This window comes from Actinomycetospora sp. CA-084318, assembly GCF_050955885.1.
In the GTDB taxonomy this organism is placed as follows: Bacteria; Actinomycetota; Actinomycetes; order Mycobacteriales; family Pseudonocardiaceae; genus Actinomycetospora.
In genome coordinates, this window is sequence record NZ_CP192098.1 from 4,305,140 (window position 1) to 4,329,150 (window position 24,011).

The 24,011-nt window shown below is 75.8% G+C and carries 21 protein-coding genes; 8 read left to right on the forward strand and 13 right to left on the reverse strand.

Annotated features, from left to right (window positions below; all coding sequences use genetic code 11):
* Position 1: 1 nt before the first annotated feature.
* The 4 genes from infB to rimP all read right to left on the reverse strand — a co-directional run bounded on the left by infB (position 2) and on the right by rimP (position 5,160).
* Entirely contained in the window at positions 2-3,100 is a 3,099-nt protein-coding gene (gene infB / locus ACQPYX_RS21075) for a translation initiation factor IF-2 (RefSeq protein WP_433799236.1), read from the reverse strand.
* Positions 3,101-3,161: 61 nt separating this feature from the next.
* The gene (locus ACQPYX_RS21080; RefSeq protein ID WP_433799237.1) at positions 3,162-3,551 is read right to left on the reverse strand and encodes a YlxR family protein; all 390 of its coding nucleotides are present in this window, start codon (positions 3,549-3,551) and stop codon (positions 3,162-3,164) included.
* A gap of 50 nt (positions 3,552-3,601) precedes the next feature.
* Entirely contained in the window at positions 3,602-4,600 is a 999-nt protein-coding gene (gene nusA / locus ACQPYX_RS21085; RefSeq protein WP_433799238.1) for a transcription termination factor NusA, read from the reverse strand.
* On the reverse strand, positions 4,597-5,160 hold the full coding sequence (gene rimP, locus ACQPYX_RS21090; RefSeq protein WP_433799239.1) for a ribosome maturation factor RimP: 564 nt from the start codon (positions 5,158-5,160) through the stop codon (positions 4,597-4,599). The genes nusA and rimP overlap by 4 nt, the downstream gene beginning before the upstream one ends.
* 113 nt (positions 5,161-5,273) lie before the next feature.
* Here rimP and ACQPYX_RS21095 point away from each other — a divergent pair, with 113 nt between their 5' ends.
* From ACQPYX_RS21095 to ACQPYX_RS21105, 3 genes are all read left to right on the forward strand, one after another.
* Positions 5,274-5,732, forward strand: a complete 459-nt coding sequence (locus ACQPYX_RS21095) for a hypothetical protein (protein WP_433799240.1) — start codon at positions 5,274-5,276, stop codon at positions 5,730-5,732.
* Positions 5,729-6,190 (forward strand): ferritin-like domain-containing protein, encoded by a 462-nt coding sequence (locus tag ACQPYX_RS21100; RefSeq protein ID WP_433799241.1) that lies wholly within the window; start codon positions 5,729-5,731, stop codon positions 6,188-6,190. Before ACQPYX_RS21095 ends, ACQPYX_RS21100 begins: the two co-directional genes overlap by 4 nt.
* An 86-nt stretch (positions 6,191-6,276) precedes the next feature.
* Entirely contained in the window at positions 6,277-6,555 is a 279-nt protein-coding gene (locus tag ACQPYX_RS21105) for a DUF1905 domain-containing protein (protein WP_433803778.1), read from the forward strand.
* Positions 6,556-6,558: 3 nt separating this feature from the next.
* Here ACQPYX_RS21105 and ACQPYX_RS21110 read toward each other — a convergent pair whose 3' ends face one another.
* Positions 6,559-7,860, reverse strand: a complete 1,302-nt coding sequence (locus tag ACQPYX_RS21110; protein ID WP_433799242.1) for a hypothetical protein — start codon at positions 7,858-7,860, stop codon at positions 6,559-6,561.
* Between the two features lie 89 nt (positions 7,861-7,949).
* Complete coding sequence (locus tag ACQPYX_RS21115) at positions 7,950-8,735, reverse strand: SDR family oxidoreductase (RefSeq protein ID WP_433799243.1); 786 nt, start codon at positions 8,733-8,735, stop codon at positions 7,950-7,952.
* A 127-nt stretch (positions 8,736-8,862) separates the two neighbouring features.
* Between ACQPYX_RS21115 and ACQPYX_RS21120 the strand changes: the two genes are divergently transcribed.
* On the forward strand, positions 8,863-9,273 hold the full coding sequence (locus ACQPYX_RS21120) for a secondary thiamine-phosphate synthase enzyme YjbQ (RefSeq protein WP_433799244.1): 411 nt from the start codon (positions 8,863-8,865) through the stop codon (positions 9,271-9,273).
* A 24-nt stretch (positions 9,274-9,297) separates the two neighbouring features.
* Positions 9,298-10,542 (forward strand): geranylgeranyl reductase family protein, encoded by a 1,245-nt coding sequence (locus ACQPYX_RS21125; RefSeq protein WP_433799245.1) that lies wholly within the window; start codon positions 9,298-9,300, stop codon positions 10,540-10,542.
* A gap of 80 nt (positions 10,543-10,622) precedes the next feature.
* Here the strand turns inward: ACQPYX_RS21125 and ACQPYX_RS21130 are convergent, their stop codons facing one another.
* The 4 genes from ACQPYX_RS21130 to ACQPYX_RS21145 all read right to left on the reverse strand — a co-directional run bounded on the left by ACQPYX_RS21130 (position 10,623) and on the right by ACQPYX_RS21145 (position 15,407).
* The gene (locus ACQPYX_RS21130; protein WP_433799246.1) at positions 10,623-11,666 is read right to left on the reverse strand and encodes an alcohol dehydrogenase catalytic domain-containing protein; all 1,044 of its coding nucleotides are present in this window, start codon (positions 11,664-11,666) and stop codon (positions 10,623-10,625) included.
* 137 nt (positions 11,667-11,803) lie between these two features.
* Positions 11,804-13,618, reverse strand: a complete 1,815-nt coding sequence (locus ACQPYX_RS21135; protein WP_433799247.1) for a helix-turn-helix domain-containing protein — start codon at positions 13,616-13,618, stop codon at positions 11,804-11,806.
* Positions 13,619-13,693: 75 nt separating this feature from the next.
* Positions 13,694-14,134 (reverse strand): SRPBCC domain-containing protein, encoded by a 441-nt coding sequence (locus ACQPYX_RS21140; RefSeq protein ID WP_433799248.1) that lies wholly within the window; start codon positions 14,132-14,134, stop codon positions 13,694-13,696.
* A complete protein-coding gene (locus ACQPYX_RS21145; protein WP_433799249.1) occupies positions 14,118-15,407 on the reverse strand; it encodes an ROK family transcriptional regulator in 1,290 nt (429 codons plus the stop codon). The genes ACQPYX_RS21140 and ACQPYX_RS21145 overlap by 17 nt, the downstream gene beginning before the upstream one ends.
* A 56-nt stretch (positions 15,408-15,463) precedes the next feature.
* Between ACQPYX_RS21145 and ACQPYX_RS21150 the strand changes: the two genes are divergently transcribed.
* Together ACQPYX_RS21150 and ACQPYX_RS21155 are read left to right on the forward strand one after the other, a co-directional pair.
* Positions 15,464-16,057 (forward strand): HAD-IA family hydrolase, encoded by a 594-nt coding sequence (locus tag ACQPYX_RS21150; protein WP_433799250.1) that lies wholly within the window; start codon positions 15,464-15,466, stop codon positions 16,055-16,057.
* Complete coding sequence (locus tag ACQPYX_RS21155; RefSeq protein WP_433799251.1) at positions 16,054-17,253, forward strand: MFS transporter; 1,200 nt, start codon at positions 16,054-16,056, stop codon at positions 17,251-17,253. Before ACQPYX_RS21150 ends, ACQPYX_RS21155 begins: the two co-directional genes overlap by 4 nt.
* Before the next feature lie 289 nt (positions 17,254-17,542).
* Here the strand turns inward: ACQPYX_RS21155 and ACQPYX_RS21160 are convergent, their stop codons facing one another.
* Positions 17,543-18,142, reverse strand: coding sequence for a hypothetical protein (locus ACQPYX_RS21160; protein ID WP_433799252.1), 600 nt, complete (start codon positions 18,140-18,142; stop codon positions 17,543-17,545).
* Between the two features lie 40 nt (positions 18,143-18,182).
* Positions 18,183-19,934 (reverse strand): proline--tRNA ligase, encoded by a 1,752-nt coding sequence (locus tag ACQPYX_RS21165; protein ID WP_433799253.1) that lies wholly within the window; start codon positions 19,932-19,934, stop codon positions 18,183-18,185.
* Positions 19,935-19,992: 58 nt separating this feature from the next.
* On the opposite strand from ACQPYX_RS21165, the gene ACQPYX_RS21170 reads away from it, so the two are divergent.
* On the forward strand, positions 19,993-21,138 hold the full coding sequence (locus tag ACQPYX_RS21170; protein WP_433799254.1) for a PQQ-binding-like beta-propeller repeat protein: 1,146 nt from the start codon (positions 19,993-19,995) through the stop codon (positions 21,136-21,138).
* A 1-nt stretch (position 21,139) separates the two neighbouring features.
* Here ACQPYX_RS21170 and ACQPYX_RS21175 read toward each other — a convergent pair whose 3' ends face one another.
* Complete coding sequence (locus ACQPYX_RS21175; protein ID WP_433799255.1) at positions 21,140-23,905, reverse strand: hypothetical protein; 2,766 nt, start codon at positions 23,903-23,905, stop codon at positions 21,140-21,142.
* Between the last annotated feature and the right edge of the window lie 106 nt (positions 23,906-24,011).

Genomic DNA, 24,011 nt, shown 5'->3' on the forward strand with positions numbered 1-24,011 from the left:
ATCACTCGCGCGGCTTCTCCCGCATCTCGTAGGTCATGATCTTGTCGTCGACCTTGATGTCGTTGAACGACCCGAGCGTCAGACCGCACTCGTAGCCGTCGCGGACCTCGGTCGCGTCGTCCTTGAACCGCCGCAGCGAGGCGATGGTCAGGTTCTCCGCGATGACGGCACCGTCGCGCACCAGGCGGGCCTTGGCGTTGCGGCGGATGATCCCGTCGGTCACCAGGCAGCCGGCGATCGTGCCGAACTTGGAGGAGCGGAACACGTCGCGGATCTCCGCGGTGCCGAGCTCGACCTCCTCGTAGATCGGCTTGAGCATGCCCTTGAGGGCCGCCTCGATCTCGTCGATCGCCTGGTAGATCACCGAGTAGTACCGGATGTCGACGCCCTCGCGGTTGGCCAGCTCCGTGGCCTTGCCCTCGGCACGGACGTTGAAGCCCATGACGATGACGTCGGAGGCGATCGCGAGGTTGATGTCGCCCTCGGTGATCGCACCGACCCCGCGGTGGAGCACGCGGAGCTGGACCTCGTCGCCGACGTCCAGCTTCACCAGCGCGTCCTCGAGCGCCTCGACCGTTCCCGAGTTGTCACCCTTGATGATCAGGTTGAGCTCGTTGGTCTCCTTCAGCGCGGCGTCGAGGTCCTCGAGCGAGATGCGCTTGCGGCGGCTGGCCAGCTGCGCGTTGCGCTCGCGGGCACGGCGCCGGTCGGCGATCTGCCGGGCCACGCGGTCCTCGTCGACGACCAGGAACGTGTCGCCCGCGCCGGGCACCGACGTGAAGCCGATGACCTGGACCGGACGCGAGGGCAGCGCCTCACGCACGTCCTCGCCGAACTCGTCGAGCATCCGTCGGACACGCCCGGAGGCGTCGCCCGCGACCACCGAGTCCCCGACGCGGAGCGTGCCGCGCTGGACCAGGACGGTCGCGACCGGGCCGCGGCCACGGTCGAGGTGCGCCTCGATCGCGACACCCTGGGCCTCCATGTCCGGGTTGGCCCGGAGGTCCAGCGAGGCGTCCGCGGTGAGCAGGACGGCCTCGAGCAGCCCGTCGATGTTGATGTTCTGCCGGGCCGAGATGTCGACGAACATCGTGTCGCCACCGAACTCCTCGGCGACGAGGTTGTACTCGGTGAGCTGCTGACGGATCTTGGCGGGGTTGGCCCCCTCCTTGTCGATCTTGTTCACCGCGACCACGATCGGCACGTCGGCCGCCTGGGCGTGGTTGATCGCCTCCACCGTCTGCGGCATGACGCCGTCGTCGGCCGCCACCACGATCACCGCGATGTCCGTGGACTTCGCACCACGGGCACGCATGGCGGTGAACGCCTCGTGACCCGGGGTGTCGATGAACGTGATGAGCCGCTCCTGGCCCTCCAGCTCGGTCTCGACCTGGTAGGCGCCGATGTGCTGGGTGATGCCGCCGGCCTCGCCCTCGGCCACCTTCGTCTTGCGGATGGTGTCCAGCAGGCGCGTCTTGCCGTGGTCGACGTGACCCATGACGGTGACGACCGGCGGACGGGCCGCCAGGTCCTCCTCGTCGCCCTCGTCGGAGCCGTAGCTGATCGAGAACGACTCGAGCAGCTCGCGGTCCTCCTCCTCGGGGGACACGACCTGCACGTCGTAGTTCATCTCGCCGCCGAGCAGCTCGAGGATGTCGTCGGACACCGACTGGGTGGCCGTGACCATCTCGCCCAGGTGGAACAGCACCTGGACCAGCGACGCCGGGTTGGCGTCGATCTTCTCGGCGAAGTCGGTCAGCGACGCGCCGCGGGGCAGCCGGACGGTCTCGCCCTTGCCCTTCGGCAGGCGGACACCGCCGACCGACGGCGCCTGCATGTTGTCGAATTCCTGACGCTTCTGCCGCTTCGACTTGCGACCCCGACGCGCGGGACCACCCGGGCGACCGAACGCACCGGCGGCGCCACCGCCACGGCCGCGGCCACCGCCGCCACCGGGACGACCGCGGAAACCGCCCGCGGGCGCGCCACCGCCGCCACCGGGGCCACCGCCACCGGGACGGAAGCCACCGCCGCCACCACCGGGACGACCACCGCCGCCGGGACGACCACCGGGGCCGCCGCGGCCGGGTCCACCGGGACCGCCACGACCGGGGGCACCGGCCGGACGGGCCGGCATCATGCCGGGGTTCGGGCGGGGCGGCATGTTGCCGGGGTTCGCACCACCGGTGCCGCCGGGACGCGGCGGACGGTCGTTCGCCGCGGGCCGCTCGCCGTCGCGCGGCGGACGCGGCATCGGGGGCTCGCCGTCACGCGGCGGACGCGGCGGACGGGCGCCGTCGGAGCCGCCGCCGGGACGCGGCGCCTGCGGACGGGGCGGGGCCCCGGAGCCGACGCCGAACGGGTTGTTGCCGACGCGCGGGGTCTTCGGACCCGGACGCGGTGCGGCCGGTCGCGGCGCGACCGTGGAGTCCGAGCCGGCGCTCGCGGCGGCGGGACGGTCCTGTCCCGGACGCGGCGCACCCGGACGCTGGTCGCCCGGACGGCCCTGGCCGGGACGGGGACCGCCCTGGCGCTGATCGCCGCCACGCTCGACGGAGCCGCCGCGCTGGCTGCCCGGCTTCGGGATGCCGCGGGGCTGCCGGTCGGGGCGGTCGGTACCGCTCGGGCGCGGGCCGCGGTCGCCGGAACCACTGCTGGAACCACTGCCGGGACGCGGGCCGGGACGCTCGGCGCCGGGACGCGGGGCGTCGGACGGCTTCGGGGCCGCCGGACCGGGCGTCGGCGCGGCGGGGGCCGCCGATGCGGACGCGGCGGGCGCCTCGGGGGCGGCCGGGGCCGCCGGGCCGGGCGTCGGGGCCGCACCGGGGCGCGGGCCGGGGGTCGCGGGCGCCGGGGCGGACCCGTTGCCGTTGCCGCCGGCGGACGGACCGCCGGAGCGGCCACCGGGGCGCGGACCGCGGGAGGACCCGCCGTTGCCGCCGCTGCCCATGGAGTCGCGCAGCTTGCGCGCGACCGGAGCCTCGACCGTCGAGGACGCGGACTTCACGAACTCGCCGAGGGACTCCAACTGCGAGAGAACCTGCTTGCTGGTGACGCCGAGCTCCTTCGCGAGCTCGTGCACCCGGGCCTTGCCTGCCACTGATCTCCTCATTCTCGAGGTCGGCGGCGTGCCCGCGACCTCGTGTCCTACGCCTGCGCGCTCATCGCGAGTGCTTCACGGCTGGCTCATGGGGGTCGACCTGCTTCCTGGTGTTCCGACCCCGACGGGCGTCGGGGCCTGCGCTCGGGTCGGTCGGTGTCGGTCGTGGTCCGAGCAGTGCGTGCAGGGCGTCGAGGTCCAACGGCCCCGGGACGCGCAGCGCCCGGGGGAACGCCGATCGGCGCTCCGCGCGGTGCAGACAGTCGGCGTCGGGATGCACCCAGGCACCCCGCCCCGGCTCGCGACGCCGTGGGTCGGGCACACAGGTCCCGTCCACGGCCACCACTCGCAGCAGTTCCGACACCGGCCCCCGCGATCGACACCCCACACAGGTGCGCACCGGTCCTTCGATCGGTGGAACCTCGTGGTGAGCCGGACGGGTCCGGGCCATGTCTGACTCTACCGCGTTCTCCCCGCGGCGCCGAAGCCCCGTACCCACCCTCAGGGCGCGACGAGGTCGGACCCGGGCTCGGCGTCGGAGCGGATGTCGATCCGCCAGCCGGTGAGCCGGGCGGCGAGGCGGGCGTTCTGTCCCTCCTTGCCGATGGCGAGGGAGAGCTGGTAGTCGGGCACGACGACGCGCGCCGCCCGCGCCCGGAGGTCCACGACCTCGACCGAGACCACCTTCGACGGCGAGAGGGCGTTGCCGACGAACTCCGCCGGGTCGTCCGAGTGGTCGATGATGTCGATCTTCTCACCGTGCAGCTCGTCCATCACGCCGCGCACCCGCGCGCCCATCGGGCCGATGCAGGCGCCCTTGGCGTTCAGACCCGGGACGGTGGACCGGACGGCGATCTTCGAGCGGTACCCCGCCTCGCGGGCGATCGCGGTGATCTCCACGGCCCCGCTCGCGATCTCGGGGACCTCGAAGGCGAAGAGCTTCCGGACGAGGTTCGGGTGGGTCCGCGACAGCGTCACCGCCGTGCCCCGCGGGGTCCGGCTCACCCCGACCACGTAACAGCGGACCCGCTCGCCGTGTTCCAGCTTCTCCCCCGGGACCTGCTCGGCGGAGGGGATGACGCCCTCGATCGTCCCGATGTCGACGACGACGACGCCGCGCGCGTTCGCCCGCGCGTCGCGCTGCACGACACCCGACACCACCTCGCCCTCGCGGGTGGCGTACTCGCCGTAGCTGCGGTCGTTCTCCGCGTCGCGCAGCTTCGCGACGATCACCTGCCGGGCGGTCGTCGCCGCGATGCGGTCGAAGCCCGCCGGGGTGTCGTCGACCTCGCCGACGCTCTCGCCGTCCTCGCCGGTCTCGGGGACCAGCACGCGGATCTCGCCCGAGGTGCGGTCGACCTCGGCGCGCGCGCCCGGGGTCTCGTTCCCGGCCTGGCGGTAGGCGGTCAGCAGGGCCGACTCGATGGCCGCGACGACCGTCTCGAAGGCGATGTCCTTGTCGCGCTCGATCGCGCGCAGGGCCATCAGGTCGACCTTCACTGCGACATCTCCTTCTCGCGTCGATCGTCCTGCAGGGCCTCGACCTGCGCCTCGGGCGCCGGCTTGAACTCGACCTCGACCCCGGCCCGCTCCACGCGGTCGAGCGGGACCTCCTGCAGCCCCTTCTCGACGGCGAGCGTCACCGCCGTGTCGGTCACGGCACCGACCCGGCCGGAGAGCTTCGTGCCGTCGTCGAGGGTGACCGCCACGCGGCGCAGCCACGCCTTGCGCCAGTGCCGCGGCTCGGTGAGCGGCCGGTCGGTGCCCGGGGTCGAGACCTCGAGGGTGTACTCGCCGAGCACCGCGCCCTGCGCCGCCTCGTGCGCGTCGACCGCGGCCGACACGTCGCGGCTCAGGGCGGCGACGGCATCGAGGTCGACGCCGCCGGCGGGCCCGTCGTCGACGGCGGGCGCTTCGGGGGTGTCGACGGTGACGCGGACGACGTGACGGCGGCCGGCGGGCCGCACGTCGAGGTCGTCGAGCACGAAGCCGGCCCGCTCGACGACGTCGGTCACGACGGGCGTCAGGGCGGTGGCGGCGGCACCGGTGGGTGGGCCCACGGGCACGGGTCTGCCTCCAGGACGGTGAGGGAGCGGTGGGTCCAGAGTAGTCCCGAGCCCCGCGGCCCCGTCGCTCCGCTCGCCCCGCCGCCGTCCTGGCACGATGGCCGGTGATGCCGCCCCTGTCCCGTCGCTCCTTCGCCGTCCTGACGGCGGGCGCGCTCACCCTGGCGGCCGCGGGCTGCGCGCGGGACGAGGGACCGGACGAGCTCGAGGCGCCGTGGGCCGCGGCCCGCGCCGACGCCGCCCTGGCCGCCGCGGCGGCGGGCGCCTTCCCCGACGCGGCCGCCCGCCTCACCCCGGTCGCCGACGCCCGGCGCGCCCACGCCACCGCGCTCGCGACCGAGATCCGGCGGGCCCGCCCGGACCGGGCGGAGGTGCTCGACGCACCCGCACCGACCGTCGGGAACCCGCCCTCCGCGGCGGACGCGGCGGCCTCGCTGGCGCGCTCACTGGGTGCCGCGCGGGACGCGGGCAGCGCCCTCGCCGTCACCACCGCGCGGTACCGGGCGGGGCTCGTCGCGTCGGTCGCCGCCTCCTGCGCGGGCTGGGCGGAGGCGCTCGCGACGTGACCGCGCCCATCCCCGACTCCGACGGCGCCCTCGCGGCGACCCAGGCCGCGCTCGGCGCCGAGCACGCGGCCGTGTGGTGCTGCGGGCTCGCCACCGCCTTCCTGCCCGCCTCGGCCGCCCAGCCGCTCGCCGACGCGGCCCTGGCGCACCGACAGCGCCGCGACGCCCTCCTCGCCCGCCTCGAGGCCTCCGGGCAGCAGCCGGTACCAGCCGCGGCCGCCTACGCGACCCCGCGCCCGGTGACCGACGCGGCGAGCGCCGCTGCCCTGCTCGTCACGGCCGAGGACGACGTCGCCGGCGCCTGGCGCGCGGTCCTGGAGCGCACGGACGACCGCGACCTGCGGACCACCGGGGTGGCGGCGATGACGGCCGCGACGACGGTCGGACGGCGGTGGCGGGCGCTGGCCGGGATCACGCCGACGGTCCCGACGATGCCCGGGACTGCTCCGACCGGGTGATCCGGGGTGGTGGGTGTCGAGGGCGGGCGGGACCGTCGCGACACCCGGGTGACCCGCACCGGACGAAGGAGCCCGCCGTGACCACCGTGACCGCCCTGGACCACACGTTCACCGCGACGCTGGAGCGCAGCCCGGCGCGCGGCGGCTGGACCTACGTCCGCACCGACTGGTCGGCCGCGTTCTTCGGCACCCGCGGGCTGGTCACGGTCACCGGGACCGTCGACGGCCACCCGTTCACGGGGTCGTTCATGGCCCTGGGCGACGGCACGCACAAGCTGGCGTTCCCCGCCGCCCTGCGCGCCGCCGTCGGCAGGCAGGCCGGCGACACGGTCACCGTGCGGCTGCTCGAGTGGCTGGCCCGCTGAGCGCTACCGCAGGCCGAGGGCGGTGCGGGCGAGGCGGTCGAGCGTGGACTCCGGCACCCGCGTCCCGCCGGTGCCGTCGGTCTCGGTGATCACGACCGTCTCCCCCAGCTGCGTCGACGAGTACCCGGCGCCGGAGAGCCCCGCGGGCGCTCCCGGGTAACCGCGGCCCTCGCGGAGCAGGTCGGCGACGTTGCCCGTGCCCGACGAGTCGACGAGCGACTTGAACGCGCCGGCGGACGCGGCGTCGTGCATCTGCACCACGGCCACGGACGCGACCACCGGGGTCCCGTCCGCGTCGCCCGTCCAGAGCGCCCGGTCGAGGCGCGTGCAGGGCCGTTCCCGGAGGAACTGCACGGCGAGTCCGTAGGCGTGGCCCTCGCAGGTGGCGTCGGTGGTGACGACCCGCTGGGTCCAGGACACCCCGTCCACCACGCGGACCGGATCGGCCGAGATCTCCTCGGGGGCGGCGCCGGTCCCCCGCACCACGAGCACGGCCACGCCGAGCGCGAGCCCGAACGCGGCGACCGCGGCCACCCCGAGCCCGCGCCAGGTGCCCATCCACGCGGGCACCGCCACCTCGCGCCGGGCCCGACGACGACGCCGGGTGTCGGCGGGGACGCTCCCGAGCCGCGGGGACTCCTCGGGTGTCGCGGGCAGGCCGGCCGGGGCCGCCGCCGGGAGACCCGTCGGGATGGGCTCGGTGCTCGGGCGTGCGAGCGGCCCGCCCGGGTTCGAGACCATGGCGGAGCGCGCCGAGGGCACGGCCCCGGGCGGGAGGGAGACCTCGAACCCGGCCGCCGCGAGGTCGGCCGGGCCGGGCACGAACTCGGCGAGCCGCCACGCGGCGAAGAGCCGGCGGACCTCCCCGGCGTCGAGCACGGTCGGGCCGGACGAGGCGGTCAGCACGAGGGTCGCCGCGGTGGCCACCCCGATGCCCGCGTCCTCGGCGGTGCGCTCCGGGTCGGCCCGGTCGGGCGCCGCGCGGTCGACGACGGGCACCACCTGGCGGGGCGCGGTCGGGGTGGGGTCGGCGAGGGCGAGGAGGCGGTCGATCTCCGCGGCCGCGCGGTCCTGCGACCCCCCGCCACCCGCCGTCGGGACCCCGACCGGGACCCGCACCGAGGCCGGGACGAGCCCGAGGACGCCGTCGGGTCGGAGCACCAGGGCGTCGAGGACGCCGTCGGGCCCGCCGGGCAGGGCGACGGCCACCCCGGGGGCCGTCGGCACCCCGTCGAGCAGACGACGGATCCGACGCACGCGCTCCGGGGCGATCCCGTGGCGGGGATCCGGGGCGACGAGGAGCATCCGACCTCCACGATCGGGTGACAGCGGGCGGCGCTCACGGTAGCCCGCGAGATCACGGAAGTGTCACGGGCCCCGGAGTGCACGGCGTGTCACCCGGTCGGCCGACGCCGTTCTCCGATCCGCGCGACCATCGGGGTGAGCGTCCGGGCGGCCACCGGCAGGATCGACTGCGTCCGCGTGAGCCAGCCCCGCCAGCCCGGGAGGACCCGGAGCTCCCGCTTCCCGTCGAGCATGGCGATCCCGGCGGCCACCACCTCGTCCACGTCCAGCACCCGCGGGCCGGTGAACAGCAGCGCCGAGGAGGGACGGTCGGAGACGGCGCGCAGCAGGTCGGTCGAGACCGCGTCCGGGCACAGTGCGAGGCAGCGGATCGGCCGCCGGGCGCCGCCGAGCTCGGTGTGCAGGGCCTGGACGTAGGACAGTGCGGCGGCCTTCGACGCCCCGTAGATCGCGAGCCCCGGCGTCGGCCCGAGCCCGGAGAGCGAGACGACGTTGAGGATGTCGCCGCGGCGCATGACGTCGACCGCCGCCCGGCACCCGTGCACCACGCCGAGCGTGTTGATCTCGATCGTCGCGGTCACCTCGGCGTCCGTGGCGTCCCAGACCGGGGCCGTGGAGAGCACGCCCGCGTTGTTCACCCACACCGTGACCTCGCCGAGGTCGGCCGCGGCGGCGGCCACCGAGCGCTGGGCGCCGGCGTCGCGGACGTCGAGCGGAAGCGCGGTGGACGGGCCGGGGAGCGCGTCGGCGGTGCGGGTGGCCGCGGCGGCGTCGACGTCGGTGACCACGACGTGCAGGCCGCGCTCGCTCAGCGCCCGGGCCAGCCCGGCCCCGATGCCCCGTCCCGCGCCGGTGACGACGGCGACGTCGGTCATGGGTTGCTCCTCCCTCTCCTTGGTGGCAGCACAGCGTCGTTGCTGTCATCCAGCGGCAGTAGAGCCGCTTCGTCGCGCCGGAGTCTGGCGCACCGGTCGTCGGGAACGTGGACGTAGGCTCGTCGTGATGCGCAGCGAGGAGATCCAGGTCCGGACGGGCGAGCAGGAGACGGTCCGGGACATCACGTCGGAGTGCGAGCGGTTCCTGCGCGACGCGGACGCGGGGGACGGCCTGCTGCACGTCTTCGTGCCCCACGCGACCGCGGGGATCGCCGTGATCGAGACCGGCGCCGGCTCGGACTCCGACCTCCTGCGCCAGCTCCACGAGCTCCTGCCCGCCGACGACCGGTGGGGGCACCGCCACGGCTCCCCCGGCCACGGGCGCGACCACGTCCTCCCCGCCCTGGTCGCCCCGTCGATGACGGTGCCGGTGATCAGTGGCCGGATGGCCCTCGGGACCTGGCAGTCGGTGTGTCTCGTGGACACGAACACGGACAACCCGTCGCGCAAGATTCGTCTCAGCCTGCTCGCGGGCTGAGCGGATCTTGGCATCCTGGAGGACGTGAACACCGACGTCCTCGTCATCGGCGCCGGCCCGGCCGGCTCGTCCGCGGCCGCGTGGGCCGCGCAGGCGGGTCACGACGTCGTCCTCGCCGACGCCGCCGTCTTCCCCCGCGACAAGGCCTGCGGCGACGGCCTGACCCCCCGCGCGATCGCCGAGCTGACCAAGCTCGGCCTCGGCGAGTGGGTCCGTGGCCGCGGCGAGAACCGCGGCCTGCGTGCGGCCGGCTTCGGGCAGCTCCTGACGCTGCCGTGGCCGGGTGGCTCGCTCCCCGCGCACGGGGGTGCGGTGGCCCGGACCGAGCTCGACGCGCGGATCCGCTCGGCGGCGCTGGACCGCGGCGCGGTGCCCGTGGAGGGGCGACGTGCGGTCGACGTCGAGTTCGCCGGGGACGCGGTGTCCGCCGTCGTGTTCGACGACGGGTCGCGCATCTCGTGCCGTCGGCTGATCGTGGCGGACGGGGCGAAGTCCACCCTGGGGCGCGTGCTCGGGCGCGTGTGGCACAAGGACACGGCGTTCGGGGTCGCGGCGCGGGGCTACATCACGTCGGGCCGTCACGACGACCCGTGGATCTCCTCGCACCTCGAGCTGCGCGGCACCGAGAACGAGGTGCTCTCGGGCTACGGCTGGGTGTTCCCGCTGCACGACGGGTCGGTGAACATCGGCGTCGGCACGCTCGCCACCGACAAGCGCCCGGCCAACGTCCGGCTCCGCTCGCTGATCCAGCACTACGCCACGCAGCGCCGGGAGGACTGGCAGCTCTCCGGCGAGGTGCGCGACGTGGCGTCGGCCCTGCTGCCGATGGGCGGCGCCGTCTCCGGGGTCGCCGGGCGGAACTGGGCTCTGGTGGGTGACGCCGCGGGCTGCGTGAACCCGCTCAACGGCGAGGGCATCGACTACGGCCTCGAGACGGGCCGGCTGATCGTCGACCTGATGTCCGAGGACGACTGGTCGCTGGCCTGGCCCGCGACGCTGCGGGAGCACTACGGCTCGGCGTTCTCCATCGCGCGCCGGCTGGCCAAGCTCCTGACGGTGCCGAAGCTGCTGCCCGTCGCGGGCCCGGTGGGCATGCGGTCGAAGGCGCTGATGACGGTGGCCCTGCGCGTGATGGGCAACCTCGTCACCGAGTCCGACCACGACGTCGTCGCGCGGGCGTGGCGCCTGGCGGGGAAGGCGTCGCTGCGCGCCGACGAGCTCCCGCCGTTCCCGGCCGCGGACCTGCGGACGCCCGTCGCCGCGGGCTGACGGTCCCGGTTCCCGCTCGAGGTTCACATCAGGCAGGTCCCGGGGCCTCCGGGGCTGCCTGATGTGACCCTCGCGGGACGTCAGGGCGTGATGACCACCTTGAGCGCGAGGTTCGCCGCGGCGTTGCCGAACACGTCGTAGGCCTCGTCGATCTGGTCGAACGTGAACGAGTGCGTCCCCATCTTCTCAGCGGGGATGCGGCCCGAGGCGACCATCTTGAGCAGGGTCGGGATCGACACGGTGTCGACCAGGCCCATCGTCAGGGTCACGTTCGCGATCCACATGTCCTGCATGGGGATCTCGACCGGGGTGCCGTGCACGCCCACGTTGGCGATCGTGCCGCCGGGACGCACCAGCGAGGCCGCGGTCAGCAGGGTCTCCGGATAGCCGACGGCCTCGATGGCCACGTCGACGCCGAGCCCGTCGGTCAGGCCGACGACGTCGGACACCGTGCCGGGGCCGACCTCCACCGCGTCGGTGGCCCCGAACTCGAGGGCCTTCTCGAGCCGGAACTTGTTGGAGTCGATGGCGATCACCTTGGAGGCGCCCCAGAGACCCGTCGTCAGGACCGCGGACAGCCCCACCGCCCCGGCGCCGACCACGGCCACGGTGTGGCCCGGCCGCACGCCGCCCGCGAGCACGCCGACCTCGTAGCCGGTGGGCAGCGAGTCGGCCAGGAAGATCGCCTGCTCGTCGGTGACCTCCGGGGGCACCACGTAGAGCGAGGTGTCGGCGTAGGGCACCCGGACGTACTCGGCCTGCGTGCCGTCGATGAGGTGGCCGAAGATCCAGCCGATCCCGCCGACGGTCTGGCAGTGCGACGGCATGCCACGCTGGCAGTACTCGCAGCGTCCGCACTTGGTGATCGCCGGGACGAGGACCCGGTCGCCCACCGAGAACCCGCGCACCGCGCTGCCGACCTCGGTCACCGTGCCGACGGCCTCGTGCCCGAGGATGCGGCCGTCGGTCACCGCCGGCACGTCGCCCTGCAGGATGTGCAGGTCGGTGCCGCAGATCGTCGTGGTGTCGACCTTGACCACGACGTCGGTGGGTTCGACGATCGCGGCGTCGGGGACGTCCTCCCACGCCTTCTGGCCGGGTCCGTGGTACACAAGGGCCTTCATCGCGACCTCCGCTGGTTCGCCCGCTGAGCGTCCTCGACGCTATGGCGTGGGCCACAGCCCGACTGTCCGATTGCGGGACACTCCGCGACGGCTCGCCGCGCATCACGAGGCCGGTGTCCCGGACCCGGGACACGACCTCAGGCGATGTAGCTGATCCCGAACGCGTCGATCTTGCGGTAGAGCGAGGAGCGGGCGATCCCGAGCATCGCGGCCGCCTTGTACCGGTTGCCCCGGGTCTCGTAGAGCGCGTGGATGATCGCGTCCGCCTGCGCGGTCTCGAGCATCGTCAGGCGCGGCGCGCTCGTGAAGCACAGTGCCGGCAGGTCGGGCGGTTGCACGATCCCGACCGGCTTGCGCGCGACCACGTAGCGCAGCACGTCCTCGAGCTCGGCGATGTTGCCGGGCCACGCGTAGCCCTCGAGCACCCGGACGACCTGGTGGGAGAGGCGCAACGAGCGGCCGCCGCTCATCGAGCGCAGCACCGCCTGTGCGATCCCGGCGAGCTCGTCGGTGCGGTGGCGCAGGGCGGGGACCCGCACGGTGTCGTGGAAGTGGCGCAGGAGCAGCCCGTACGGCCGCCCGGCGTCGACCGCGCTCGAGTCGAGGCAGCCGACGACGACCACGCGGCCGGGCATCGCGGTCAGCGGCCGGAGCGCCTCGTCGAGCCGACGGGCGGCGACCGGGGTCAGGGCGTGCACCTGGTCGAGCAGCACCAGGTGGGCGTCGGCGCCCGCCGGGTCGAGGCGCAGGTCGTCGGCCGGGCCGGAGCAGTCGACGGTCGTCGACGTGCCCCGCGGGAACAACGCGAGGAACCGCTCGCGCGCGAGCGTCCGCTTCCCGACCCCGGTCTCCCCCACCAGCAGCAGGTGCCGCCGCCGACCGAGGGTGGCGGTGGCGTCGCGGCGCATCCGGTCGTAGGGGCCGAACAGCTCCTGCGTCGCACGGCGACGGGCCTCCTCCGATCCCGACGACGGGTCGCGACGCAGGTCCGCGGCGAAGTCCCGCCGCGCGGTGGGTGCGACGTGCGAGCCCTGCCGACGCCGTGCCTCCCGGGCGGCCACGCTGACCCGGCCCGCACCGGCGTGCACCGCCACCGGACCACCCGCCAGCACCGCGCCGAACAGCTCGCCGTCCTCGCCCCGGATCTCGCGCAGGTCCACCTCGGCGCACGTCCCGGACGGCAGGTCGAGGTGGCGGGGCCCGCCGGTCTCGTCGAGCAGGACGCAGGCCGTGAGCGTGTCGCCGAGGGTGCGCCGGTCGTCGTCGGGCAGCCCGGCCACCTCGCGGCCCAACCACGTCTCGTCGCCGGTCGCGGCGACCACCCACGGCACGCCCTCGGCCCGCAGGGCGGACATCGCGTCGTGGACGGCGAGCACGCGGCGCCGCCGGTCACGCTCGTCGTGGTCGGCCACCGCGTCGGCGAGCAGCCGGGCCACGGCCGGCGGCGCGGCGTCCTCGGCGTGCGCGACCAGCACGATCGCGCCCCCGACGACCGGCGCCGCCGCATCCCGGAGCACCCGCCAGGCGGGGTGGAGGTGTTCCGGGCCGTCGACGCACACCGTGCGGTGCTCGTGCCCGGCGACGGCGGCGGCCGTGGTGCCGACCGTCGCCTCGTCGCAGCGATGGCCCGGCACGAACCCGGCAGCGTCGAGGAGTTCGCCGAGCGCCGGGTCGGTGTCGTAGCGGACCCGCACCACGCCGTCGTCCCCGACGAACGCGACCGACCAGCCCGACCCGGTGTTCTCCCGCGCGAACCGGTGCAGGACGGCGTCGGCGGCCGCGACGAGCGGGCCGCCGTCGTGGTGGCCGACGAAGGCCGGGTCCGTCGGGCCGGCGGGCGAGCGCTCCCAGGAGGCCACGACCTCGTCGCGGACGACCCCCTCGGGCAGCGCGGCGCGGCCGCCGCGCCGGAACCGTTCGCGGGCGGCGTCGAGCACGCGGGCCGCCGTCACGTCGTCGGACGCTAGGCCGCCGGAGCGCGCCGAGGCCAGAAAGCGGCCCCGTCGGCAGACCCTGCACCGGCGGCCTCAGCCCGCGGGCTCCCACGGCGGCATGGGCTCGCCCGACTGCGCGGCCGCGAGCCGGGCCAGGTACCACGTCCAGCCCGCGGCGAGGTCCTCGCGCGGCACGGTGCCGTCGAGGCGCTGGGTGAGCACGAGCTCGGCGCCGTCGCCGTGGGCGGAGAGGGCGACGTCGAGATGCCACGCCGTGCCGCCGGACGGGACCAGGACGACCAGCCGGTGCGGCGGCTCGCACACCTCGATCGTCACGTCGACGGGGTCGTCGACCTCCCCGCCGGCGTCGACCTCGCCGGTCACCGTGAGCGAGACCGTCCCGGTGGAGGGATCCCCGGTCCAGGTGCCGTACCAGCGAGCGAGTCGCTCCGACTCGGTCAGGGCGGCCCAGATGTCCTCGACGGGATCGGGGTAGGTCCGTCGGACCACGAGGTCCTCAGCCGGTGCGGTCACGATCGGTCTCCTCGGGCTCGCGGGCGGTGCGTCGGGCGCGCCGACCGCGGCGCACCTCGGTGTCCAGGGCGTCCAGCCGCGCGGCGGGACCGGAGGCGGCGGGCTCGGTCGGGGTCGACCCGAGGGCGGCCCGGGCCAGGCCCTCGGCGCTCGTCACCTCGTCCAGGGCCAGGGCGACCGCGCCGTGCAGGGCGGCGTCCGCGCCGAGCACCGCGTCACGCACCGGGGGCGGCACGTCCCGCCGCCAGCTCATCAGTCCCGCGCGGTACGCCTCGTCGAACGCCGGGCCGCGCAGGCGCGGGGCGAGACCGCCGAGGACGACGACGTCGGGGTCGTGCGCGTTGACAAGGCCCGCGAGCCCACGGCCCAGCGCCGCCGAGGCCCCGGCCACCGCGTCCACGGCGGCGGGATCCGACCGGTCGAGCACCGCCGACGCGAAGCTCCGCGGATCGGTGGGCGCCGGCACGCCGAGACGTCGAGCCAGGCCGTACCCGTCGACCTCGGGACCCCAGCAGCCGCGCGCCCCGCAGGGACAGACGACGGACGGGTCGCCGAAGGGCAGATGTCCGAACTCCCCCGCCGCGCCGTGGGCGCCGGTCTGCGGTCGGCCGTCGATCAGCAGCGTGCCGCCCAGCCCGACCTCGACCAGCAGCGTGAGCGCGGTCCCGGCCCCCGCCGCGGCGCCCGACCGTCCCTCGGCCAGCCCGGCGAGCGTGGCGTCGTTGCCCTGCAGGACCGGCAGCGAGGGGGACCCGGTGAGCCGCGCGAGGTCCAGCGTCGTCCAGTCGAGCTCGCCGGACCGGACCACGCGACCGTCGGAGAGCGGCGCCGGGAACGAGACCGCCAGGGCGAGCGCGTCCCGGGCCGCCACGGCCGACGCCACCTCCTCGGGGCACGCGCGGACCCGTCGTCCGGACGCGACCACCGTGGCCACCCCGTCGAGCCCCGCGACCCCGAGCCGCCAGTCCTCGTGCCGCAGATCCAGACCGAGCACCGTCGGGCCGGCGGGCGACGGCACCAGGCGCGTCGTCGGGCGGCCGCGGCCGGCGACCGGCGCCCGCTCCTCGTCGACCCAACCCGCGGCGCGCAGCCGGGCCACGGTCTCGGTCGTCGTCGCGCTCGACAACCGCAGCCGGTCGGCGAGGGCGACCCGGGTCAGCCCCGGCTCGCGCCGGACCTCGTCCAGCACGCGGGCCGCCGTACGCCAGCGGTCGACCGCGGCGCGACCGGGTTCACACCGGGATCCGGGATCGGCGCCCGTCGTCGGGAACACGAGGCCATTATGCTCGGTTGGCGAGAAAAAGCGACCACGAGATGAACGGAGGGGTGATGACGCCGGACGCGGTGTTGTTCGACATGGACGGCACGCTCGTGGATTCCGACGCCGTCGTCGAGCGCGTCTGGCGGGCGTGGGCGCGGGAGCACGACGTCGACGAGGACCTGGTCCTGGCGACGATGCCGGGCCGCCCCGCCGCCGACACCGTCCGGGAACTCCGTCCCGATCTGGACGCCGAGGCGCACGGACGGGCCCAGCTCGCGAAGGAGTACGTCGACCTCGACGGGGTGGTCGCCGCACCCGGCGCCCACGACCTCCTCGACGCCCTCGCCCGGGCCGGCGTCCCCTGGGCCGTCGTCACCAGTGCCGACACCCGGCTGGCGGAGCTCCGCCTCGGCGCCGCGGGCATCACCGCGCCCCTGCTCGTCACCCGCGACCTGCTCACCCACGGCAAGCCCCACCCCGAGGGCTACCTGCGGGCCGCCGAGGACCTCGGCGTGGACCCGACCCGCTGCCTCGTGGTCGAGGACACCGCCACCGGCGCCGCCGCCGGGAAGGCCGCCGGCGCGCGGGTCGCCGGACTCAAGGGGATCGACGCGGATCTCCCGATCACCAGCCTCACCGACCTGTTGGAGCTGACGCGATGAGCGCCGTCCTCGAGCACACGACCGCCGACACGCGTCGGCGATCCGTCCCCACCGGTGTCAGCCTCGCCGCCCTGAGCCTCGGCGGGCTCGCCATCGGCACCACCGAGTTCGCCAGCATGGGGGTGCTGCCCGGCTTCGCCGCCGACCTCGGGGTCTCCGTCCCGACGGCCGGGGTGGCCATCAGCGCCTACGCGCTCGGCGTCGTGGTGGGCGCCCCCCTGATCGCGATCGCCGGCGCCCGGTGGGCGCGCAAGAAGCTGATCGTGGCCCTCGCGACCGCGCTGGTCGTGTTCAACGGGCTGTCCGCGCTCGCGCCGGCGTTCCTGCCGTTCGTGGCGCTGCGCTTCCTCGCCGGGTTGCCGCACGGGGCCTACTTCGGCACGGCCGCGGTGCTGGGGGCTGCGCTCGTCGAACCCGCCCGGCGGGCCCGTGCGCTGGCCGCCGTGATGCTCGGGCTGACGATCGCCAACATCGTCGGCGTCCCCGCCGCGACCTGGCTGGGCGAGACGTTCGGGTGGCGCTCCGCGTACGTCGCGGTGACGGTCATCGCGCTGATCACCGTCCTCGCGGTGATCTTCCTCGTGCCGAACGCGGCCTCCGCGCAGGGCGGCAGCGTCCGCGGCGAGCTCACCGCACTCACCCGCCCGCAGGTGTGGCTCACGCTCGGCGCGATCAGCGCGGGCTTCGGCGGCCTATTCGCGGTGTACAGCTACATCAGCCCGATCCTCACCAATCAGGCCGGCGTCGACGCCGGGACGGTACCGCTGCTGCTCGGCGCGCTGGGCGTCGGGATGACGGTGGGCAACGTCGTCGGCGGGCGGCTCGCGGAGCGCGCTCCCCGCACGACGATCGCGGTCGCCCTGGCCGTCTACGCCGTCGTGCTGCTCGCCTTCGTGTTCGCGGCGCACCACGCCGTGACCGCCGCGATCGGCCTCTTCCTGCTCGGCTTCGTGGGCCTCTCGGCCGGGCCGGCGCTGATGGGCCGGCTGATGGACTTCGCGGCCGACGGTCCCTCGCTCGCCGCGGCCAGCTTCCACTCCGCGTTCAACATCGCCAACGCCATCGGCGCCGCCCTCGGCGGTGCGGTGCTCGCCGCCGGCCTCGGGTACGACGCTCCCGCGCTGGTCGGGGCTGTCCTGCCGCTGCTCGGGCTGGTCGTGTTCGGCGTCAGCGTGGCCCTCGAGCGCCGCGCCTGAAGCGGGCCGGATACCCCGCCCGACGAGACGTCAGGCGGGGTCATCCGGGTGTCCGGATCCGCCGGTGATCTCCGCTCGCGACCGACCGGTCGGCCGTCGGAGCGGTGGTGCTGCTCCGGGCGGGTGGGTCTTCCCGACGACGTGTCACACCACTCCGACCTGCGTCGACACTTCCCGGCCGGGAGACCGGGACGCGGATCGCGCCCCGTCGCGGCGTCGGGAGGGAGCGAGCGGTGAGAGTGGTGGCGCGGCAGGCTCCGGCACCCCCGAGGACGCGGTACCGACCCCGTCACCGACGTCGACGCCCGCGGGCCGCCGGGGTGCTGCTCGCGGCGGTCGTGGCGGTGGGCGCGGTGCTCGGGGTGGCCGGGATCGCGACCCTGCTCATCCTCTCGACCGGCACGGACCCGACGAGCGCGGTGGGCCCCGCCGTCCCCAAGGGCGGGACCACCCCCGGGCCGGCGGTCGCGGCGGTCACGACGACGCTGCCGGCGCCGGGTGACCCGGGTGAGCCGCCGGTGGTGGCACCGGTGGCCGAGTCGGCGGTCGTCCCTCCGCCCCCTGCCAAGAGTGCAGCGTCCGGGAACAGGGCGGGGTCGGGATCGTCGGGCTCGGGGTCGTCGAACCCCGCGCGCTCGGCAGCCGCCGGGTCGTCCGGCTCGTCCGGGTCGTCCGCGGCAGCCGGGTCGAAGGCGTCGTCGGACGCGGGTGGCGGTTCCGAGCCTGCGGGCGGATCCGGGTCCTCCGGCAGCGGATCGTCCGGCGGCTCGTCGGGCTCGGGCGGCTCCTCCGGCGGCGGGCTGAAGGTCTGCGCGAAGGTCGTGGCCGGGGTGTGCGTGAGCGTCGGCTGAGCCCGCGCCCCGCCCGACGATGCCGCCGTTCCTGTCACTGGGTGCAAGCAATGACGCATTGCTGGCACCGGGAGGTGCTCAGGCGCCCCCGGTCAGCGCGGACACCACGTCGTCGACCGGCACCTCACGCCGCTCGCCCGACCGCCGCTCGGTCACCTCGACGACGCCGTTCGCGAGCCCGCGCCCGACGGTGATCGAGGTCGGCATCCCCAGCAGCTCGGCGTCGGCGAACTTCACGCCCGGGGAGGCCTTGCGGTCGTCGAGGAGCACCTCGAGGCCGGCCTCGGCGAGGCCCGCGGCGATCGTCTCCGCGGCGGCGCGCTGGGCGTCGTCCTTGCCGGCGATCACCAGGTGCACGTCGAACGGCGCGACCTCGCGCGGCCACACCAGGCCCTTGGCGTCGGCGTGCTGCTCGGTGATCGCGGCGACCGCGCGGGAGACCCCGACGCCGTAGGACCCCATCGTCACCGTCGTCCGCTTGCCGTCGGCGCCGAGCGCCTCCAGCCCGAGCGCCTCGGCGTACTTGCGGCCGAGCTGGAAGATGTGGCCCATCTCGATGCCGCGGGCCGCGACGAGGGTGCCGGCGCCGTCGGGCGACGGGTCGCCCGCCCGGACCTCGGCGGCCTCGATCGTGCCGTCGGGGGTGAAGTCGCGGCCGCAGACCAGGTCGAACACGTGCCGGCCGGGCTCGTCGGCGCCGGTGATCCACGCGGTGCCGGTGACGATCCGCGGGTCGACGAGGAAGCGCACGCCGTTCTTCTGCAGACCGACCGGGCCGATGTAGCCCTTCGTCAGGAACCGGTTGCGAGCGAAGTCGGCGTCCTCGAGCAGGGCCACCTCGGCCGGCGACACGGCCGCCTCGAGGCGCTTCATGTCGACCTCGCGGTCGCCGGGCACACCGACGCCGAGCAGCTCCCAGTCGGTGGCGCCGGGCAGCCGCGTCTTGACCATGACGTTCTTCAGGGTGTCGGCGGCGGTGTAGTCCCGGTCCGGGAACAGCGACCGCGCCACGGCGACCAGGGAGTCGATCGTCGGGGTGTCCGGGGTGTCGTGGACGACCGCCTCGGGCTTGTCGTCGATCGACTGCTCCGGCGGCGGCGGCGTCGTCACCGCCTCGACGTTCGCGGCGTACCCCGACTCCAGGCACCGCACGTAGGTGTCCTCGCCGGCGTCGCAGGGCGCGAGGAACTCCTCGGAGGCGGACCCGCCCATCGCGCCCGACATCGCGGACACGATCTGGATCTCCAGGCCGAGCCGATCGAAGAGGCGCTGGTAGGCGACCCGGTGGGCGGCGTAGGACTCGGCCAGCCCCTCGTCGGTGAGGTCGAACGAGTACGAGTCCTTCATCGTGAACTCGCGGCCGCGCAGGATGCCCGCGCGGGGACGCTCCTCGTCCCGGTACTTCGTCTGGATCTGGTAGAGCGTCACCGGGAAGTCCCGGTACGACGACGTCTCCCCCTTCACCATCAGCGTGAAGAGTTCCTCGTGGGTCGGCCCGAGCAGGTAGTCGGCCTGCTTGCGGTCCTTGAGCCGGAAGAGCGTGTCGCCGTACTCGGTCCAGCGACCCGTGGCCTCGTAGGGCTCGCGGGGCAGCAGCGCCGGGAAGTGCACCTCCTGCGCGCCGATCGCGTCCATCTCCTCGCGCACGATCCGCTCGACGTTGCGCAGCACCCGCACCCCCAGCGGCAGCCAGGAGTAGATGCCCGGCGCGACGCGCCGCACGTACCCCGCGCGCACGAGCAGCTTGTGGCTGGTCACCTCGGCGTCGGCCGGGTCCTCGCGCAGGGTGCGCAGGAACATCTCGGACATGCGGGTGACGCCTCGTGCCATGCGGAGAGCCTACTGACGGCCCGCATCCCGGATTCGCCTGGCGGGTCAGACTGCTCGCATGGTGCGGCTCGTGGTCGCGGCGGTGGCCGTCCTGCTCCTCGCGGTCCCCGCGGGGTGCGGCGGGGCTCCGACCGTCTCGACGACCACCGCGCCGGTCGTGCCCGCCCCGGTCCCCGCGTCGCCCGCCGCCGTCGCCTGGCGCTGGGCGGCGCCGACCCCGCTGCACGCCGTGGTCCGCGCGGGCGCCGGGGTGGTCGTGGCCGGCGACGACGGGGTCGTCGCCCTCGACGGGGTGTCCGGGACCGAGCGGTGGCGGTACGCCCGGCCCGGGCGGCTGCTCACGCTCGCGCAGGCCTCACCCGACGGGCGGTCGCTGGTCCTGGGTCACGACGACGGGTCGGTGACGGTGCTCGACGCCGTCACCGGGGTCGAGCGCTGGACCGACGACGTCGACGGGGCGCCGACCCTCACCGACGACGTCGTCGTCCTGGCGCGCCCGCAGGGTTCGACGACCGAGCAGGGGGCCCGCGACCTGCGCACCGGCAAGCAGCTCTGGAGCCGCACGACGACCCCGGGCTGCGAGCAGGGCACCGTCGCACCGCAGTGGTCGGCCGGGGCCGTCCCGGTCGCCGAGTGGTGCGCCGGCCGCACCGTGCTGCGCGGGCTCGACGCCCGCACGGGCGACGAGCGGTGGCGCCTCGACGCCGGCCCCTCCGACCCGGCCGGCGGGGCCGGGCTCGCCTCAGCGACCGATGGGAGCGTCGTCGTCGTGACCGGCCCGGAGCCGCGGCCGCTCGTCGACCCGCGCACCGGCGCCGTGCGGCTGCGGGTGCCACGGGTCGCGGGGGCGCCGCTGCTCGGCGACGGGGAACCGCGGTTGGAGCTGCTCAACCGGCTCGTCCCCGCCGTCGGGCGCCTCGATCCGGCCACCGGGACGGCGGTGCCCGCGCCGCCGGCGCCGTGCGCGCAACCGACGCTCCTAGCGCTCGCCGACGCGACCGTGCAGGCCTGCTCGGACGAGCTCGGCGACGCCGTGGTCGTCGACGGCCGGCCCGCGCTCGACCTCGGCGAGCTCGCCCCGGACGACGGACGCCCGCTCGGCCGGCCCGACCGGGCGCCGGAGAACCCGATGCTCGTCCCGGCGCCGGGCGCCGTCGTCGTCGCGAACCGCTCGACGCGGTCGGTCGTGGTGGGGCTGCGCTGACCTACTGGTAGGTGACGAGGTCCGGCGGCGGCGTGAGCGCGAGCGCCTGCTGCGGGGTGAGGGTCGGGGTGTCCTCGTCGATGAACAGCTTGAAGCCGAGGTGGAGCTGCTGGGGGCGTTGGAGCTCCTGGTACTTGCCGATCTTGTTCGCCGGGGCGCCGAACCCGTCGATGTGCTGCACGACCGCGAGCTGCGGCGGCGTCTGCAGCCGTTCCGGGTTCGTGATCATGTTCGGCGTGAACTGGTGCAGGACGAACAGCTTCTGCGGGAGGTCGTTCGTCGTCACGAGGTTCGCGAGCCAGGAGGACACCTGGTTCACCTCGTCCGCGCTGACCGTGCCGATCGTCTTCCCGGGCACCTGTCCCGGCGGCATGCGCCACTCCGGGTCGAGCGCGAGGCTGACGTCGGGCTCGCGGAGGAGGGACTCCCACGGCTTCACGGCGGTCATGAAGTCCGCGCGGCCGGGCTGGATGTCGATGATCATGGCCTGCTGCTTCGCGCGGGCCGCGTCGAGGTACTGCCGGGCCTCGGCCTGGTCGATGTCGCTGTGGTACGTCCCGTCGGGCCCGGGTGTGCTGTTGGCGATGGAGACGATCAGTTCCATCGCGGGGAGCACGGTCTTGCCCGGGGTCGCGAACGGCGCCGCCGCGGCCTCGAGCCGGGACGCGGCGTCGGCGGGCGAGCCCTCGCCGAGGACGCCGAGCGCGTCGGTCCCCGCAGTGCCGTAGTAGGCGACGACCCGGTGCTGCGGGAAGAACGTCGTCCCGCCGCGCGGGAGCTGCGGCACGGGCGGCGGCGCGGGAGGTGCGGCGGTGTCGGCCGGCACCGTCAGTACCGGCGCGCCGGCGGCCGCGGGGGACGGCGTCGAGCCACCGGCGTGGTCGGTGATGAGGGCGACGAGGCCCAGGAAGGCCGCGAGCACGAGCGCCGCCAGCAGGAAGGCGAAGAGCACCCGACGCCGACGACGCCGGTCCCGGACGACCCCCGGCCGCGGCTCGGTCGTCGGTCGCGGCTCCTCGACCGGCGAGATCACGTCGGTCCGCTCGGACGGCGTGATCTCGGTCCGCTCGGCGGCCGTCTCCGGTTCGGCGGTCGCGGGCTCGGCGGCCGACTCCGGCTCGGCGGTCGACTCCGGCTCGGCGGTCGCGGGCTCGGCGGTCGCGGGCTCGGCCCTCGTCGGCGCCGCCGCGAGGTCCGCCTTCCCGACGGCGGGTCGGCTCGGCGTCGTGGGTGCCTCCGCGATCCGCGCGGCGGGCTCGGTCGCGGTCGCGGTCGTCGTGGTCGGCGTCGCCGCCCCGGCGGTGGTGGCGGTCTCCTCGCGCGGCCGCTCCGTGGTGGGAGCCGCGGTCGCGGCCGCCGCCGGGACCTGGCCCGGAGCGTCGTCGTCCTGGCGGCGGTAGCGCCCGGCGAGCGCGCCGGCGACGGCACCGACGCCCGCCGCAGCGGCCCCCGCGATGACGCCGCCCGTGCCGGGTCCGCGTCGGGGCGATGCGGAGGGCGGGGTGTCGACCCGGCCCATGACCTCGGTCCCGCGCTCCTCGTCGGCCGCGTCGGCCCCGGCCGCTCCGGGTCGCGGCGACCCGGATGCCCGGGTGTCGACCCGATCGATGACCTCGGTGCCGCGCTCCCCGCCGGGCTGAGACCCCTTGGAGGCGGCAGAACCGCGTCCCGCGGACTCGGCGGTCCCGCTCCGGGCGTCCGTGGGCGCGGCATCGGTCGTCGATCCGAGTCGGGACGACGCGGTCGGCGTGGCAGGAGCGGGGCGCTCGGGACTGCGCGGTGCCGACGAGGCAGTGGTGTCCGCCGTCGACGCGCCCGCGGCGGCTGCCCCGGCGACAGCAGCGCCCGCACCGGGTCCGCGGCGCGGCGAGCGCGCTGCCTCACCGGTCTTCTCGGTGGGCCGCGGCGACGTTCCCCGCGGCTCGGGGCGGACCGGCGCGGCGCCGGTGGTCCGGACGGTGTCGGGCTCGGGGGGCCGGGGGCGCGCCCGGTCCGTGGTGGTGCCCCGTGACGTCGCGGCGCGGCCCGACGGCACGGTGTCCTGCTCCCGGGGCACCGCGGGGGCGTCGTCGGACGACGGGGCGAGGCCCGGCGTGCGCCACGGCGGGGTGCGCGGGGGGACGACGGTGTCGGCGTCGCGCGCCGGGGCGTCGGACGACGCCTCGGACGACGGTGCCCCTGCTGCCGGGGCCTCGGCCGGTGCCACCGGGCGCTTGCGGGGCGCGGGCGAGGCCGGGGCGGACGTCGTCGACCGGACGCGGTCCCACAGCGACGGGCGCGCCGGGGGCGCTGGTGCGGGTGTCGGCGCGGGTGGGCGCGCGGCGGTGTCGGTCGACGCGCCGTCCGGACGGGTCGGCGGGCCCGACTCGTCCCGCCCGGCCTCGGCGCGGTCGTCGGGCCCGGCGGCAGGGCGGTCGTCGGGCCCGGCGGCAGGGCGGTCGTCGGCGCGGTCGTCGGCGCGGTCGTCGGCGCGGTCGTCGGCGCGGTCGTCGGGCGCCGGCTCGCTCCGGGGCGGGGCCACCGCGTCGCGCGCGTCGTCGGGCTGCGACGGCTCGGGGTCCCCCTCCGGCGCGGGCGGTTCGACGTCGGGCGTCCGGGTCGGCCCGGAGCTCCGACCGGCCTCCTTGTCCCGTCGACGGGACCGCCACGAGGACCGGGGCGCGGGCTCACCGGTCGGCCCGGCGGCGGCGTCGTTCTCGGGCGAGGTCCGCGGCGCGGGTGGCTCGGTCGGCTTCAGCGTCACCTCGTCGGGACCGCCCCAGCGCATCACGCCCTCCTCCGCACCCCCCGGGACGACTCGAGCGTCGTGACCCGACGTCACACCGTAGGCAGCGGACCCCCGTTTCGCGGCACATCCGTCCCGCGTGTCACAG